Genomic DNA, 15,957 nt, shown 5'->3' on the forward strand with positions numbered 1-15,957 from the left:
GAACGCCATGAGCTCTGTGGAAACCGGGGAAGTCGACGCCGGCACGGCGTCGGACCGCTCCAGCCGCGCGCCGCTCGACGGCATCCGCGTGATCGACGCCGCGACGCTGTTTGCCGGCCCGCTCGCGGCGACGATGCTTGCCGACTACGGCGCCGACGTGATCAAGGTGGAACATCCGACGGGCGATCCGGCGCGCAAGTACGGCGCGCGCCGCGATGACGTGCCGTTGTGGTGGAAGGTGGTCGCACGCAACAAGCGGGCGGTCACGCTGAATCTCGGCGCGGCCGACGGCCAGCGGATCTTTCGCGAACTGGCGGCGCAGGCCGACGTGGTGGTCGAGAATTTCCGGCCCGGCACGCTGGAGCGCTGGGGGCTCGGCTACGACGTGCTGTCCGCGATCAATCCGCGGCTCGTGCTCGTCCGGGTGACGGGCTTCGGCCAGTTCGGCCCGTATGCGCGCCGGCCCGGCTTCGGCACGCTCGCGGAGGCGATGAGCGGGCTGGCGGCCGCCACCGGCGAGGCGGACGGGCCGCCGCTGCTGCCGTCGTTTCCGCTGGCGGACACGGTGGCGGGGCTGACCGCCGCGTTCGCGATCATGACGGCGCTGAAGGCGCGCGACCGCACCGGACGCGGGCAGGTGGTCGATCTCGCGATCATCGAGACGATGCTCGCGGCGATGGGCGCACAGATCGCGAGCTACGACCAGACGGGGCGCGTGCCCGAGCGCACCGGCAACCGCTCGCCGAACAATTCGCCGCGCGGCGTGTATCGCACGTCGGACGGCAAGTGGGTCGCGCTGTCGACGTCGGCGCACAGCATCGCGGAGCGCGTGATGCGGCTCGTCGGCCGCGCGGACCTGATCGACCAGCCGTGGTTCGCGAACGGCGTCGAGCGCGCGAAGCACGCGGACGAGCTGGACGCGGCGGTCGGTGGCTGGATCGGGCAGCGCACGCGTGCCGAGGTGATCGACGCGTTCGAACGCGCGGAAGCGGCCATCGCGCCGATCTACGACGTCGCCGACGTGCTGCACGATCCGCAGTACGCGGCGCTCGGTTCGGTCGTCTCGGTGCCCGACGCCGAACTGGGCGCGTTCCGCACGCACAACGTGCCGTTCCGGCTGTCCGACACCCCCGGCGAGATCCGCTGGGGCGGGCCGTCGCGCGGCGCGCACAACGATGAAGTATTCGGCGCATTGGGACTGGAACCGCAGGACCTCGCCGACCTGACCGAACGAGGTGTAATTTGAAACAGAGCGCAACCTGCCGCAGTTACCTGTACGTGCCTGTGCACAAGACGCAGGTGGTCGAGAAGGCCTACGCGAGCGAGGCCGATGCGATCGTGCTGGATCTCGAGGATGCCGTGCCGGCGAGCCACAAGGTCGAGGCCCGCAAGGCCGCCGCCGCGATCCTCGCGGGCGGCCCGCCGAAGCCGACCTACGTGCGCGTCAACCCGATCGGGAGCCCGTGGTGCCGCGACGACGTCGAGGCGATCGCACTGCCCGCGCTGCAGGCGCTGCGTTTGCCGAAATGCGATTTCCCCGCGCATATCCAGGAGGTCGCGGGCTGGCTCGATGCGCTCGGCAGCGAGGCGGGGATCCAGATCCTGATCGAATCGGCGTATGGCGTGGAGACGGCTTACCAGCTCGCGACCGCGTCGCCGCGGCTGGAACGGATCGGGCTCGGCGAAAGCGACCTGCGCGCCGACCTGCGGATCGGCGTCGACAATTTCACGCTCGAGGTGTGTCGCGCGCGCTGCGTGGTGGCGTCGCGCGCGGCCGGGCTGAACGGGCCAATCCAGACGGTCTATCACACGCTGGGCGATCTCGACGGCCTGAAGGAATCGACGTTGCGCGCGAAATCGATGGGGTTCGTCGGCCGCTTCGCGATCCATCCGTCGCAGCTTCCGGTCATCAACGCGGTGTTCACGCCGTCGGACGAGGAAATCCGCGCGGCCGAACGCGTGCTGGAGGCGGTCGGCGCGGCGGACAGCGAATCGTCGGTGTTCGTGCTGCCCGACGGCCGCGTGGTGGCGCCGCCGCTGATCGCGAATGCACGCGTGACGCTCGCGCTCGCGACGCATCTCCGGCGCGACGGAGTGGCGGCATGAGCGCGCCCGCCACGCTTTCGGCATCGGCCGCTGCCGTCAGGCCCGCGAGCCCGGACGGCATCGTCGGCGCGCTCGGCCGCTTCGCGGCGGCGGTACGCGCCGACGGGCTCGACCGCAGGCTGCGCGTCGAGGCGGCCGCCCGCGTGCTCGACCTGGTCGGCAACAGCCTGATCGCGCACGATGAACCGGTCGCGCAGTCCGTGCTGCAGGTCGTGCGGCGCTGGGCCGGCAACGGCCGCGCGAGCGTGATCGGCGCGCCCGACCGGCTGCCGGCCGCGAGCGCCGCGCTCGTCAACGGCACGCTTGCGCATGCGATGGATTTCGACGATTCGCACATGCTGTCGGTGCTGCATCCGAGCGCGTCGGTGATTCCGGCCGCGCTCGCTGCCGCCCAGGCGAGCGGCGCGTCGGGCGCGGCGTTGCTCGATGCGATCACGGTCGGCACCGAGATCTGCATCCGGCTCGGCGTGGCCGCGTACAACGAGGAGATCGGCAATTCGGTGTTCTTCGAGCGCGGCCAGCATGCGACGTCGATCTGCGGGACGGTCGGTGCGGCCGCGGCTGCGGCGATGCTGCTCGGGCTCGACGCCCCGCAGATCGCCGCCGCGCTCGGGATTGCCGCGAGCATGGGCGCGGGCCTGCTCGAAGCGAACCGCACCGGCGGCTCCGTGAAGCGGATCCATTGCGGCTGGGCGGCGCATGCGGGCGTGAGCGCGGCGGAACTGGCGGGCGCGGGCGTGACCGCGCCGCCGACTGCGCTCGAAGGCCGCTTCGGCTTTTTCCACGCGTGGTGCGGCGAGCTGGCCGACGTCGACGCGGTGCTGCGCGAACTCGGTGTCGACTGGGAGACGAGCCGGATCATCTTCAAGCCGTATCCGTGCAACCACTTCACGCATCCGGGCATCGACGCGGCGTTGCAGTTGAGGGCGCAGGGCGTGACGGCCGACGACGTGGTGTCCGCCGAACTGCGGGTCGCGACGTCGACGCTGCGCACGATCGGCGAGCCCGCGGCGCTGAAGGCCAATCCGCCGAACGGCTATGCGGCGGCGTTCTCGGGGCCGTACACCGTCGCGGCCGCGCTGCTCGGCGGCGGCGGGCTCGGCGTCTGGTTCGACGATTTCGACGATACGCTCGTGCACGATCCCGCGCGCCGCGCGCTGGCCGCGAAGGTGCGCTGCGTCGCCGATCCGTGGTGCGACGCGCGATTCCCGCATTTCCTGCCCGCCGTGCTGCGGGTGGAGCTGCGCGACGGACAGGTGCGCGAGGCGCGCGTCGAGTCGAGCAAGGGCACCAATTCACGGCCGCTGACCGAACAGGAACTCGTCGCGAAGTTCGTGCTCGCGGCGAGCTCGGCGCTCGGCTTGCCGCGCGCGCTCGAACTGCGCGACGCGGTGCAGGCGCTCGCCGACGACGCGCCGCTCGATGCACTGGCGGCGTTGACGTCCGCCGTGCATCCGAACCCGAAAGGAGGAGATCCATCTTGAGCACACCACGCTGGAACAAGCGGCCGCCCGGCTCGAACTGGGGCGATTTCGGTCCGGACGACCAGAAGGGACGGCTGAACTGGCTGACCGCCGACAAAGTGCGGCAAGGCACCGCCGAGGTGCGCGAAGGCCTGTCGTTCTCGCTGAGCCTGCCGCTCGACGTGCCGCGCGGCGGCGGGCTGAACGCGCGCCGCCGGCCGCCGGCGATCATGCCCGCGCTGCTGGGCGACAAGCCGTACTTCGGCTATCGCGCGGACGAACAGGTGGCGAACGCCACCGACGTGGTCTGCGACGATTCCTTCTGCATGCATTCGCAGTTCTCGACGCAATGGGACGGTCTTTCCCATGTCGGCGGCGTATTCGATGCGGATGGCGACGGCGTGCCCGAAATCGTGTTCTACAACGGCTTCCGGATGGGCGAGCATCTGCGGGTGCCGCAGGAAGGCGACGCCACCGGCGGCGCGCGGGCGCTCGGCATCGAGGTGATGGCGCAGACGGGCGTGCAGGGGCGCGGCGTGCTGATCGATCTGCGGCATCACTTCGGCGACGGCCGCACGAAAGTCGGCTTCGCGCAGTTGATGCGCGTGATGGAAGAAGACGACGTGCACGTCGAGCAGGGCGACATCGTCTGCATTCACACCGGTTTCGCCGATCTGCTGCTGAACGACGAGAGCGGGTCGCCCGCGACCGTCGCGAGCGCGTGCGTGCTGGACAGCAGCGACGCCCGGCTGCTGCAGTGGATCGACGAGTCGAAGCTCGCGGCGCTCGTGGCCGACAACCATGCGATCGAGGAGCGGCCGCAGCATGTGCAGCCGCTCGCGCAGCCGGGTGCGCTGATGCCGTTGCACGAGCTGTGCCTGTTCAAGCTCGGCATCCACCTCGGCGAGCTGTGGCATCTGACGCCGCTCGCGAACTGGTTGCGTGCGCATCGGCGAAACCGGTTCCTGCTGACCGCGCCGCCGTTGCATATCCGGGGCCTGGTCGGTGCGCCGGTGAATCCGGTCGCGACGGTCTGACGCACGGGTGGAGCGGGCCGGCGTGCGATTGCCGGGGTGAACCGTTTCCACCCGTCGATTTCCGATTTCGATTGACTCGTTTTTTGGAAAAAAACCTGAAAATCGAGTCATTTAAATCAGAAACAGATTCAATGGCGTCAGGTATAGAAAAAATATAGGCACGTCAAGATTGGACTATTCTCGGTTATTGCACTAAATATCGGGGGATTTCCCCATTGCGATAATCGTGAACCGGGGAGGCGATTAACCCGTTTAGTGGATGGTCACAATCATGAATCTACGTTCGATCGACCTGAACCTGCTGGTCATACTCGATGCGCTCCTGACGGAGAGACAGGTGACGCGGGCCGGCCTGAAGGTCGGCCTGACGCAGCCGGCCGTCAGCAATGCGCTGTCGCGCCTGCGGTATCTGTTCAAGGACGAGATCCTCGCGCGCAGCACGATCGGGATGGAATTGACGCCGCGTGCCCAGGCGCTGATCGCGCCGGTCCGGCAAATCGTGCAACAAATCGAAGAATTATTTGAATCGGATTACCAATTCAACCCTTTTACATCGGAGCGGCATTTTACGATCCGCATGTCGGATCTCACCGAATTGCTTTTGCTGCCCGCATTGCTGCGACGCATGCGCACGGCGGCGCCGAACATCAGCCTGGACGTCGTGCACCCGAGCGCGGCCAAGACGACCGAGGCGCTCGAGGCGGGGCGGCTCGACATGGCGATCAGCGCGGGTCTCGAGCATGCCGGCACGCTGTCGTCGGAAACCGTGTTTCACGACCGGATGGTCTGCGTGCTGAGCCGCCACCATCCCGATGCGGACAAGCCGCTGACGCTCGAACGCTTCCTCGCGCTCGACTTCCTCAACGTGTCGATCAACCCGGTCGACCACAGCCTGATCGACAACCTGCTCGCGAACATGGGCTGCAAGCGCCGCATCGTGCTCAACGTGCCGCACTGGCTCGTCGTACCGAACATGCTCGATGCGCTGCCGTATGCAGTGATCATGTCGGAGCGGCACGCGCTGAGCGTCGGCGATTCGCGTCTCGTGATCCGCGAACTGCCGCTCGCGATGGAGCCGGTCACGTGGTCGCTGTACTGGCACCAACGGTACGATGCGAGCAACGCGCACGGCTGGATGCGCCGCGCGATCATCGCGGCGGCGGAGTTCCTCGCGGACGACGTCACGGCGGACGCGTGCGTTGTCGGCTGAGTGCGATGCCGTGTGTTGCCGGCCGCTGGTCGCTGGCCGCGCACGGGTCAGCCGACGACGAACAGCGGCGGCAGCGTCGCGACGTCGGTCTGTTCATCGAGCCGCCACAGGTAGTCGAGCGCGGCACGCGTGCGCGCCGCGCTCCAGTGCGGCTGGCAATTCTTCGTGAACTTCGCTTCGTAGTCGTCGCGCCGCATCGGTTGCGTCGGCGAACCCGGCAGGTCGTCCACCTGCTTCGCATGAATCGAATCGTCGTCGCACACGGCCGTCACGCGATTCGGCGCATGCGCGGGATAGCGCGCCGTCAGCGCGGGATCGGCACTGACCGTGATCTTGCCGATCAGCGCGCGCAGTGCCGGGTCGCGCAGCGCGGCGCTCGTATAGCTGCGGGTCGTGATGTCGCCGTCGAGCATCGCCCGCGCGACGATGTAGGGCAGGCTGTGATCGGCGGTCTCGTGCGTCGACGGTGCCCATTTCTCCCGGTCGCGGCCGGCCGTCACGTAGCCGACCTCGGTCGTGTGGATCTCGATGCGGCGAATGCGCCGCAGGTCGCCGACCTGCGCGGCGACCGCGAGCGCGGCCGGAATCGCCGTTTGCGTAAGCCCCTGCGCCGGGTAGAACTTCACGAAGCATTTGCCGATCCGGAACGTGCCGCCGCGCCCGCCGAATGCTCCGGTGTCGAGCGTGAACGGCCCGGACACCTGCTCGAAGAACCCGGCCGTCCCCTCGAAGATCGGCGCGGGGCCGGTGAGGCCGGCGCGGGCGAGTTCGGTCGAAAACACCGCGTTGCGCGCCGCGTCGGCGTCGGCGAGCGCCTTCCAGTTGGACAACTGTTGCACCCGCGTCTGGTTCAGCGCGAGATGGCTGTTGATCGACAGGTTGACCGCCTGCACGAGTTGCGGCGCGGGCAGGCGCATCAGCTTGCCGGCGGCGAGTGCGACGGCGGGCAGGCTGTAGCACGTGTGATCCCAGCCGCGCGGGCTGATCGCGGCGGCGTCCATCAGCCGGCACGCGATTTCGTACGCAATCGCAATCGACAGGATCAGGTCGCGGCCGGTCGCGTGCTGCGCTTCGGCAACCGCGAGACACGCGGCGACGTTGTCGCTCGGATGGCCGGTCTCCTTGCCGGCATACGCGTCGTTGAAATCGAAGTAGCGCAGCGCCGTGCCGGTCGCGAACGCGGCGAGACCGGGGCTCGTGCGCTGGTTCGTCCCGATCACGGTGGCGGTGCCGCTGCCCGACGCGAGCGCCGCGTCGCGCGCGATGCGTACGGGGGCCTCGTCGTGCGCGGCGATCGCGCAGCCCAGTGCGTCGATCAGATGCGCCTTGATCGTTTCGACGGTCGCGGTATCGAGGTCGCGATACTGCAGCCCGGCCGCGTAGTCGGCGAGCTGCCGGGCAAGTTCGGGCCGGCCGGCCCGGTTGTCGACAGCCGGGGTGGCCGAGGCGGCCTCGGCGCCGTGGGCGCGAGCGAGCGGCAGCGCGACGACGGCGCCGGTCAGTGCGGAAAGGAAATGGCGGCGATTCATGGCGATGGACTCCGAAGTTTTCAGGTGCGGGGACAGGGGGCGGCGTCAGAACGCCTTGCGCAGGCCGAGCGCGACGCCTGTGCTGCCGGTGCGGCCGGCGGCGAGCGAGTAGTGCAGAAAGCTGTAGTTGTCGTTGTCGAAATCGAGTGCGGCGCGGTGCGCGTAGCCGGCCGCCAGGTAGAGCGTCACCGTCTTCGACACGAAGTAATTCAGCTGCAGCGTGACCTGCTGCGGACTGAGGGGACGCGACGCCGGCGTTTGTGCATTCGCGGGATTCTGCGCACGGATGTTTTCGTAATAGACCGCGCCGATCGCCTGCAGGAAATCGGTGATGCCGTAGCGGACGCCGGCCCACCAGAACGTGAAGTTCGTCACGACCGACGGCGCGGCGATGTCGCTGCGCGCGTGCTCGACACCGGCCAGCAGCTGTGCGCGGCCGAACGGCACGAGTGCGGACGCGGCGTAACGACGGAAATGCGCGAAGCCGCCGGGCTGCGGCGTGTGGACGTCGTCGAACGCCGCGGCGAACGAGAAGGCGTCGCCGGCATAGTCGAACCCCGCGCCGTACGCGGCGTTCGACTGGAACGCGCCGGCCGTGCCGCCGAACGCATAGTGCGTCTCGAGCGTCAGGGCGCCGAACTTCGCCAGATACTTGGCGACGTTGTTCTCGCGATAGTTGATGCCGACGATCGCGCCGTCCGGCTCGTACAGCGTCGAGTAGGCGCCCGTCGGCGAATAGCGCTCCATGATGTCGAACAGCGTCGTGTACTGGCGGCCGAGCCGCAGCGTGCCCCAGCGGTCATGCTGCAGCGCGACCCATGCGGACCGGTCGAAGCCGCCCGAGCCGGCGCCGGTGCCGTTGGTCAGGTTGATGCTGCTCTCGACGCGAAACGCCGCCTGCCAGCCGCCGCCGAGATCCTCGACACCTTTCAGCCCCCAGCGCGAGCCGCTCTTGCCGCCCGAGGCCATCCGCACGAGTGACGCCGACGACTTGCCGTCAGGCGCGACCTGGCTGGTGAGAAATTCGGTGTAGACGTCGGCGACGCCATACAGCGTGAGGCTGGTTTGCGCGCAGGCGCCGGCCGATACGAGGCCCAGTCCGCACAATGCGGACATTCGCTTGCCCATGGGGCTGTCTCCTTGTTGGGATTGTTGTTGGTCATGCGCGCCGCGCGGGTCGGGGGGGCGCGGCGCGGCGTCGCTATCCGGGGCGGACCGCGAACGGGGCGTGCCGCGCCGGACCGCCCGCGTGCGTCGTGCGGCGCACGCGGGCAATACCCGGCTGCGGGATCACGCGCTGGGGTGTGGGCATGGCGGGTGCGCGGCTCAGCGTGCGCGTGCGCGCACGGCGGCATCGCGCGCGAGTACGCGCGTCGCCTGGGCGACGCCTGCCGCGTCGACCATCCGGCCGTCGATGCGCAGCGCACCGCGGCCGTTGGCTCGCGCGTCGTCGTAGGCGGCGAGCACGGCCCGCGCGTCGCGCACCGCGTCGTCGTCGGGCCGGAATGCACGGTTCAGCGCGTCGACCTGCAGCGGGTGGATGCAGGTGGCGCCCGCATAGCCGAGCGCCGCGGACGCGCGGGCGATGCGTTCGAACGCATCGAGGTCGCGCAGTTCGTCGAGACCGCCGAGCAGGCCGAGCGGCAAGACGCCGGCCGCTCGCGCGGCGATGATCAGCAACTGCTTCGGCACGCGCAGCACGTCGGCGCCGGTGCCGCTTTCGCAGTTCAGCGCGAAGTCGCCGCCGCCGAGCATCATCGCGACGACGCGCGGCGAGGCGCGCGCGATCCGGTCCATCGCCTGGAAGGCGCGCGGCGTTTCGATGATCGCGACGACGCGCGTGCCGCCGGGCGCGGCGCCGGCTTCATCCTCGAGCGTGCCCAGCAGTTCGTCGATTGCCTCGACGTGCGAGCCGCCGCGCACCTTCGGCAGCACGACGCCGTGCACGCCGGCCCGCACGGCCGCACGCAGGTCCGGCACCAGCAGGTCGAGCGGGCCGTTCGCGCGGACCAGCACGTCGCGGCCGGCGGCGCGCAGCATCGGCACGGCCTCGGCGAGCCTGTCGCGGGCGTCGTGCTTGCAGGCGAACGGGACGCTGTCCTCGAGGTCGAGGATCAGCGCATCGGCCGCGCCGGTCGCGGCTTTCTCGACGAAACGAGGGACGTGGGCAGGGACGTAGAGGAGCGAGCGCCAGACCGGTTGGGGAGACGGAGTCATCGTTGTTCTCGTGAAATGAAAGTCACTTTCATTTTTGTGACTGATTGGCCCATTCGTCAAGATTATCGTTAACGCCTATATTTACGAGGAATTGAAAGAAGATGAACGATTGAAGCCGAGCGAATTCATGTTGACGTCATCGTCGTCCTGCGTACAATGAAAGTGACTTTCATTTTTCGATGACGCTGGGCGATGCCGATCGCACCGCCCGGCACAGCGCGAGGCCGACATGAGCAAGGTGGAGACGAACAATCAGGCAGAAGGCGGCGTGGCCGCGGTCAATCGCGCGCTGACCGCGCTTCTGGCCTTCTCCGGTGCCCCCGGCGGGCTGATGCTCGCGCAGGTCAGCGACATGACCGGGCTCAACATGAGCACGCTGCTGCGGATGTTCGAATCCCTCGAACAGTTCCGCTTCATCAAGCGCCTGCCCGACGGGCGCTACGTGCTGGGGCCGGCCGTGTTCCAGCTCGGCGTGATGTATCGCGAGTCGTTCCAGCTGCGCGAGCACGTGGTGCCGATCCTGTCGACGCTGTCGGCGCAGACCGGCGAGACCGCCGCGTTCTACGTGCGCGAAGGCGACCAGCGCGTCTGCCTGTTCCGCATTCAGGCACAGCGCGCGGTGCGTACGCATCTGCGCGAAGGCGACCGTTTTCCGCTCGAGGCCGGCGCGGCGGGGCGCGTGCTGCTCGCGTTTTCCGGCACGCGCGGCGGCGAGTACGAGAAGACGGCCGAGCAGGGCTATACGGTGTCGATTGCCGAGCGCGATCCGGAGAGCGCGGCGATCGCGTGCCCGGCGTTCGGCGTCGGCCGCGTACTGAGCGGGGCGATCTCGCTCGGCGTGCCGCGCTATCGCTTCAACAAGAAAGTGCTGGCCGATTACCTGCCCCACGTGCAGGCCGCCGCCGCCGAGCTGACGCACGCGCTCGGCGGCGATCTGCCCGCCACGGGCGCGCCGTTTCCCGCGGTCGACCAGCTCGGCGCGCTGCTCGAGTAGCGCCGGCGCGCGGCGCGCGCATCCCTGACCCACCGACAGACACCCACCAGGAGACAGTCATGTCCGTTTCAGACACGCAGGCCGCCCGCGCGGCCGGCGCGCATCGTCGCGCGCCCACCGGCCCGATCCGCCCCAAAACATTCGATGCAGACGCCGCCGGGCCGCTGTCCGGCGTGCGCGTGGTCGATCTGTCGCGCCTGATGGCCGGCAACATGCTGAGCGTGCAGCTCGCCGATTTCGGCGCGGACGTCGTGAAGGTCGAAAGCGAGCGCGGCGATACGCTGCGCGCGGTCGGCGCGGGCGGCATCAGCACGAACTGGAAGGTGTACGGCCGCAACAAGCGCAGCGTGTGCGTCGACCTGCGCACGCCGGAGGGCGTCGACATCGTGCGCCGGCTGGTGCGCGACGCGGACGTATTCATCGAGAGCTTCAAGCCTGGCGTCGCCGAGCGGATGGGGCTCGGCCCCGACGACCTGCTCGCGATCCGCCCGGAGCTGGTGATCGCGCGGATCTCCGGCTGGGGGCAGACCGGGCCGTATCGCCACAAGCCGGGTTTCGGCACGCTCGCCGAAGGCTATGCGGGCTTCGCGGCGATCAACGGGTTCGCCGATCGCGAGCCGGTGCTCCCGCCGATGTTTCTCGCCGACATGACGGCCGGGATGTCCGGCGCGCTCGCCGTGCTGGTCGCGCTGCATGCGCGCGGCACGCAGCGTGCGGCGGGGCAGGTGATCGACGTGTCGCTGTTCGAGCCGCTGCTGTCGATCCTCGGGCCGGCCGCGGCGAACTACGTGATGACCGGCGAGATCAAGCCGCGCACCGGCAGCCGCTCGACCAATACCGCGCCGCGCAATGCGTATCGCACCCGCGACGGCAAATGGCTGTGCCTGTCGAGTTCGACGCAGGCGATGGCCGAGCGGCTGTTCCGCGCGATCGGCCGCGCGGACCTGATCGACGATCCGCGCTATGCCACCAACGTGCTGCGCGTGCGGCATGCGGAAGCGCTCGATGCGATCGTCGGCGAATTCATCGCCGCGCGCGATCTCGATATCAATCTCGCGTTCTTCGAGGAAGCGGGCGTGACGGCCGGGCCGATCCAGGACATCGCGCAGATCGTCGCGGATCGCTACGTGATCGAGCGCGAGGCGCTGGTCGAACTGCCCGACGACGACGTCGGCAGCCTGCCGATGCACAACGTCACGCCGCGCCTGTCGGGCACGCCCGGCGCATTCCGCCGGCCCGCGCCCGCGCTCGGCGAACACAACCTCGAAATCCTGCAGCCGCTGCTCGGCGAGCACGAGTACGCGCGGCTCGCCGCGCTGGGCGTGATCCGTTCGCGGTAAGCGGGACGCGCACCGACAGATACCGGATGCACCGGACATTGCATGGAGGAGACACCATGAATCCGCGTTGGACCCATCGCCCCGCCGGCTCGAACTGGGGCGATTTCGGCCCGGACGACCAGAAAGGGCGCCTGAACTGGCTGACGCCCGACGCCGTGCTGCGCGGCGTCGCGGAAGTGCGCGAAGGCCGCGTGTTTTCGCTGAGCCTGCCGCTCGACGTGCCGCGCGGCGGCGGACTGAACGCGCGGCGGCGCCCGCCGGCGGTCATGCCAGCGCTGCTGGGCGACAAGCCGTACTTCGGCTATCGCGCCGACGAACAGGTGGCGAACGCAACCGATGTGGTGTGCGACGACGCGTTCTGCATGCACTCGCAGTTCTCGACGCAATGGGATGCGCTGTCGCACGTCGGCTCGCTGTTCGATCCGGCGGGCGACGGGGAAAGGGCCCGCGTGTTCTACAACGGCTACCGGATGGGCGAGCATATCCGCGTGCCGGACACCGGCGCGCCCGAAGGCGGCGCGCGGGCGCTCGGCATCGAGGTGATGGCACGCACCGGCGTGCAGGGACGCGGCGTGATGGTGGACCTGCGCCGCCACTTCGGCGACGTGCGGCGCAAGGTCGGCTTCGACGACTGGATGGCGGTGCTGCACGCGGATGGCGTGCGCGTCGAGCGCGGCGATATCGTGTGCGTGCACACGGGTTTCGCCGATCGCCTGCTCGAGGCGGCCACGCGCGGCGAGACCGGTGCGCCGCCCGTGTGCTGCGTGCTGGACGGCGCCGACGAGCGCCTGCTGAACTGGATCGATGCGTCGGGGCTCGCCGCGCTCGCGGCCGACAACCACGCGGTCGAGGAGCGCCCGCACGATGCGCCGCCGCGCGCGCAGCCCGGCGCGCTGATGCCGCTGCATGAGCTGTGCCTGTTCAAGCTCGGCATCCATCTCGGCGAGCTGTGGCACCTGACGCCGCTGGCGGACTGGCTGCACGAACATCGCCGCAGCCGCTTCCTGCTGACCGCGCCGCCGCTGCATCTGCGCGGCCTCGTCGGCTCGCCGGTCAATCCGGTCGCCACCGTGTGACAGCCCGCCGCGCGGCCCGCGCCGCGTCATGACCGCCGTCCCGTGCGCCGCGCGGGCGACTACCGAGGACTCGCCATGTCTGACTCCCTTGCGGCATCGCTCGCCGCGCGCATCGATCGCCTGCCTGCGACCGCCGGTATCTGGAAGCTCGTGCTGTTCCTGAGCATCGGCGGTTTTTTCGAGGTCTACGACCTGTTCCAGATGACCTATCTGCCGCCCGGGCTGATTCGCGACGGCATCTTTCACACCGGGGCCCGCGGCGTGTTCGGCATGTCGGATCAGGGTGCGCTCGGCGCGGCGACGTTCGTCGGGCTGTTCGTCGGCGAAATGTTCGTGTCGCGTCTGGCGGACCGCTACGGGCGCCGCGCGCTGTTCACCGGTGCGCTGCTGCTCTATACCGCCGCGAGCCTGATGATGTGCGTGCAGTCGAGCGCGCTCGGCGTGCTCGCGTGCCGCTTCGTCGCGGGCTGCGGCGTCGGCGCGGAGCTGATCACGATCGGCGCGTTCCTGACCGAGCTGGTGCCGAAGGCGGTGCGGGGTCGCGCATTCGCCGTCTGCTTCGCCGTCGGGTATCTGGCCATGCCGGTGCTCGCATTCGTGTCGTGGCTCTGGGTGCCGCGCGAGCCGCTCGGCTGGTCCGGATGGCGCTGGGTCGTGCTGCTCGGCGGTAGCGGGGCGGTGGTCGTCTGGTGGCTGCAGTCGCGCCTGCCGGAGTCGCCGCGCTGGCTCGTCGGTGTCGGCCGGGAAGCGGAGGCCGAGCGCATCGTGCAGCAACTCGAACACATGGTGGAGCGCGAATCCGGCCGGCCGCTGCCTGCGGTCGGGCTGCCGGCCGCCGTCGCGCAACCCGCGCGACGCGCACCGTCGATGTGGGATGCGCGGCACCGCGGCCGCACCGCGATGCTGATCGCGTTCAACGGCTTCCTGAGCATCGGCTTCTTCGGCTTCAGCCAATGGCTGCCGACGCTGCTCGCCGCCCAGGGCGCCACCGTCGCGAAGAGTCTCGGCTATGCGTTCGTGATCGCGTTCGCCTATCCGGTATCGCCGCTCGTCGCCGGCCTGCTCGCGGACCGGATCGAGCGCAAGTGGTTGATCGTCGCGTCGGCATTCGGCGTTGCGCTGTTCGGCAGCGCGTTCGCGATATCGGCGCAAGCGCCGTTCGTGATCGCGTTCGGCCTGCTCGTCACGCTGTCGAGCACAGTGCTCGCGAGCAACGGTACCGCGTATCAGTCGGAACTGTTTCCGACCGCGATCCGTGGCCGCGCGCTCGGTTTCGTGCATTCGATCGGCCGCCTGACCGGGGCCGCCAGCAGTTTCATCGTCGCGCTGCTGCTCGAGCGGGCCGGCGTGTCGGCCGTGTTCGCGCTGATCGGCGGCAGCATGCTGATCGTGATGCTGTCGATCGGCGCGTTCGGGCCGCGCACCAACAACCGGTCGCTCGACGATATGCCGGAAGACGACGCCGGCGCTGCCGCGACGACCCGGCCGGTGCGCGCACTCGACGTGCTGCCGACGCGCCGTTCGTGACGGCGCGATCGCGCAACGGCTGCTACGGGCTCATCGCCAGCGCATGCGCGCCGACGTGCCAGCGCAGGCATTCGACGACGAGCGCGTGATCGCGTGCGTCGTCGATCCCGGCGATCGTCATCGCGCCGACGATGCCCGCGCTGGCGATCCGCAACGGTACGCCGCCGCCGTCGAGCGCATAGTCGTCGTCCGACAGGCCCTGCGATTGCAGCGACCAGCCGGCGCGGCGAAAGCGCGCGCCGACCGCGAGCGAACTCAGGCCGAAGCGCAGCACCGTGTTCTGCCGGCGGCGAATGGCATCGCTGTCGTCCGCGCGGCTGCCGTCGAGCGCGCAGTAGAACAGCGGTGCCCGCTCGCCGACGATGCTCACCGCGATCGGCAGCCCGCGCCGCGTCGCGAGGTTGACCGCGATTTCCCCGATCCGCCGTGCGATGGCCGCATTGAAGCGCGGCAGCGCCGGATTCGACGCGTCGTCGTCGAAAGGATGGGGTTCGAGGCGAAAGAGGGTCGTCACCATGGCGGCTCCGTGGCGTCGCCGGCTCAGTGTGCGCGTGCCGGGCGTCGCATCGTCACGGGCCGCGCGCGGGCCCGTCGTCCGTTCAGTGCTTCAGCGAGTCGGCGCCGCGTCGAGCATCCACTCGTGCGCGGGGTCGTTCTTGAACGCCCACGCGCGGCTCGGTCCGGCCATCACGTTCAGGTAGTACAGGTTGTAGCCGTGCGGCGCGACGACCGGGTGGTAGCCGCGCGGCACCATCACGACGTCGTGGTTCTCGACTGCACACGCTTCGTCGAGGCTGCGGTCGTCCGTGTACACGCGCTGGAATGCGAAACCCTGCGGCGGATCGATCCGGTGATAGTAGGTTTCCTCGAGCGAGGTTTCGTCGGGTGCCGCGTCGCGGTCGTGCTTGTGCGGCGGATAACTGCTCGAATGGCTGGCCGGCGTGACGACTTCGACGACGAGCAGCCGGTCGGCAGCCGGGTTGTCGCCCATCAGGATGTCGCACACGTAGCGCGTGTTGGTGCCTTGCCCGCGCACCGAGCGGCGCATCCGTTCGCCGTCGAGGCGCCGCACGGGCTTGTCGCCGCTCGCGTACGGCGCGGTGCACAGCGCGACTTCCGCATCGCGCGTCGCGACCAGCGTGACGCGCTTGCCGCCCGGCACGTACAACGCGTCCGGCGAGACTTCCTCGAAGACGCTGTCGCGCGTGCCGAGCGCGTCGTGGGTTTCGCCGTCGACTTCGGCACGCACGGTGCCCGTCAGCACGACGATGCACAGCTCGCGTGCGCCGGTGTCGAGCGTTTCGGTGTCGCCGGCCTTCAGGCGCAGCGCGCGAAAGCCGACGTGCTTCCAGCCGGCCGACTCGGGCGTGACGTTGCAGATTTCGCGGTCGGCAGAGGCCTTGACCAGCAGGGGGGAAATCGTCATGACGTGGGGCTCCGCAATAAGGTAGGGCTCAA

General features: G+C 69.4%; 14 protein-coding genes. 9 read left to right on the plus strand and 5 right to left on the minus strand.

The annotated features are described in order from the left end of the window. Positions 1–7: 7 nt before the first annotated feature. The 5 genes from AC5LXK_RS07370 to AC5LXK_RS07390 all read left to right on the plus strand — a co-directional run bounded on the left by AC5LXK_RS07370 (position 8) and on the right by AC5LXK_RS07390 (position 5,816). Positions 8–1,246 (plus strand): CaiB/BaiF CoA transferase family protein, encoded by a 1,239-nt coding sequence (locus tag AC5LXK_RS07370; protein WP_493390985.1) that lies wholly within the window; start codon positions 8–10, stop codon positions 1,244–1,246. Then, complete coding sequence (locus AC5LXK_RS07375) at positions 1,243–2,106, plus strand: HpcH/HpaI aldolase/citrate lyase family protein (protein WP_493390986.1); 864 nt, start codon at positions 1,243–1,245, stop codon at positions 2,104–2,106. Before AC5LXK_RS07370 ends, AC5LXK_RS07375 begins: the two co-directional genes overlap by 4 nt. Next, complete coding sequence (locus AC5LXK_RS07380) at positions 2,103–3,590, plus strand: MmgE/PrpD family protein (protein ID WP_493390987.1); 1,488 nt, start codon at positions 2,103–2,105, stop codon at positions 3,588–3,590. The genes AC5LXK_RS07375 and AC5LXK_RS07380 overlap by 4 nt, the downstream gene beginning before the upstream one ends. After that, the gene (locus tag AC5LXK_RS07385; RefSeq protein ID WP_493390988.1) at positions 3,587–4,606 is read left to right on the plus strand and encodes a cyclase family protein; all 1,020 of its coding nucleotides are present in this window, start codon (positions 3,587–3,589) and stop codon (positions 4,604–4,606) included. The genes AC5LXK_RS07380 and AC5LXK_RS07385 overlap by 4 nt, the downstream gene beginning before the upstream one ends. 271 nt (positions 4,607–4,877) lie before the next feature. Beyond that, the gene (locus AC5LXK_RS07390) at positions 4,878–5,816 is read left to right on the plus strand and encodes a LysR family transcriptional regulator (RefSeq protein WP_493390989.1); all 939 of its coding nucleotides are present in this window, start codon (positions 4,878–4,880) and stop codon (positions 5,814–5,816) included. Positions 5,817–5,863: 47 nt separating this feature from the next. On the opposite strand, the gene AC5LXK_RS07395 is transcribed toward AC5LXK_RS07390, so the two are convergent. The 3 genes from AC5LXK_RS07395 to AC5LXK_RS07405 all read right to left on the minus strand — a co-directional run bounded on the left by AC5LXK_RS07395 (position 5,864) and on the right by AC5LXK_RS07405 (position 9,562). Beyond that, entirely contained in the window at positions 5,864–7,345 is a 1,482-nt protein-coding gene (locus tag AC5LXK_RS07395) for an MmgE/PrpD family protein (RefSeq protein WP_493390990.1), read from the minus strand. Between the two features lie 45 nt (positions 7,346–7,390). Continuing rightward, positions 7,391–8,473, minus strand: coding sequence for a porin (locus tag AC5LXK_RS07400; protein WP_493390991.1), 1,083 nt, complete (start codon positions 8,471–8,473; stop codon positions 7,391–7,393). A 198-nt stretch (positions 8,474–8,671) separates the two neighbouring features. Next, the gene (locus tag AC5LXK_RS07405) at positions 8,672–9,562 is read right to left on the minus strand and encodes an HpcH/HpaI aldolase/citrate lyase family protein (RefSeq protein ID WP_493390992.1); all 891 of its coding nucleotides are present in this window, start codon (positions 9,560–9,562) and stop codon (positions 8,672–8,674) included. 229 nt (positions 9,563–9,791) lie between these two features. Here AC5LXK_RS07405 and AC5LXK_RS07410 point away from each other — a divergent pair, with 229 nt between their 5' ends. From AC5LXK_RS07410 to AC5LXK_RS07425, 4 genes are all read left to right on the plus strand, one after another. Next, entirely contained in the window at positions 9,792–10,556 is a 765-nt protein-coding gene (locus AC5LXK_RS07410) for an IclR family transcriptional regulator (protein WP_175844418.1), read from the plus strand. A 59-nt stretch (positions 10,557–10,615) separates the two neighbouring features. Further along, entirely contained in the window at positions 10,616–11,896 is a 1,281-nt protein-coding gene (locus AC5LXK_RS07415; RefSeq protein WP_493390993.1) for a CaiB/BaiF CoA transferase family protein, read from the plus strand. A 56-nt stretch (positions 11,897–11,952) separates the two neighbouring features. Continuing rightward, positions 11,953–12,972 carry a cyclase family protein gene (locus tag AC5LXK_RS07420; RefSeq protein WP_493390994.1) on the plus strand — a complete coding sequence of 340 codons (1,020 nt, stop codon included), beginning with the start codon at positions 11,953–11,955 and terminating at the stop codon, positions 12,970–12,972. Between the two features lie 75 nt (positions 12,973–13,047). Next, positions 13,048–14,499 (plus strand): MFS transporter, encoded by a 1,452-nt coding sequence (locus AC5LXK_RS07425; protein WP_493390995.1) that lies wholly within the window; start codon positions 13,048–13,050, stop codon positions 14,497–14,499. Positions 14,500–14,521: 22 nt separating this feature from the next. Here the strand turns inward: AC5LXK_RS07425 and AC5LXK_RS07430 are convergent, their stop codons facing one another. Beyond that, positions 14,522–15,016, minus strand: coding sequence for a heme-degrading domain-containing protein (locus AC5LXK_RS07430; protein WP_493390996.1), 495 nt, complete (start codon positions 15,014–15,016; stop codon positions 14,522–14,524). A 90-nt stretch (positions 15,017–15,106) separates the two neighbouring features. Beyond that, a complete protein-coding gene (gene iolB / locus AC5LXK_RS07435) occupies positions 15,107–15,925 on the minus strand; it encodes a 5-deoxy-glucuronate isomerase (RefSeq protein ID WP_493390997.1) in 819 nt (272 codons plus the stop codon). Positions 15,926–15,957 lie beyond the last annotated feature (32 nt).

The sequence above is a fragment of the Burkholderia pulmonis genome (assembly GCF_984667975.1).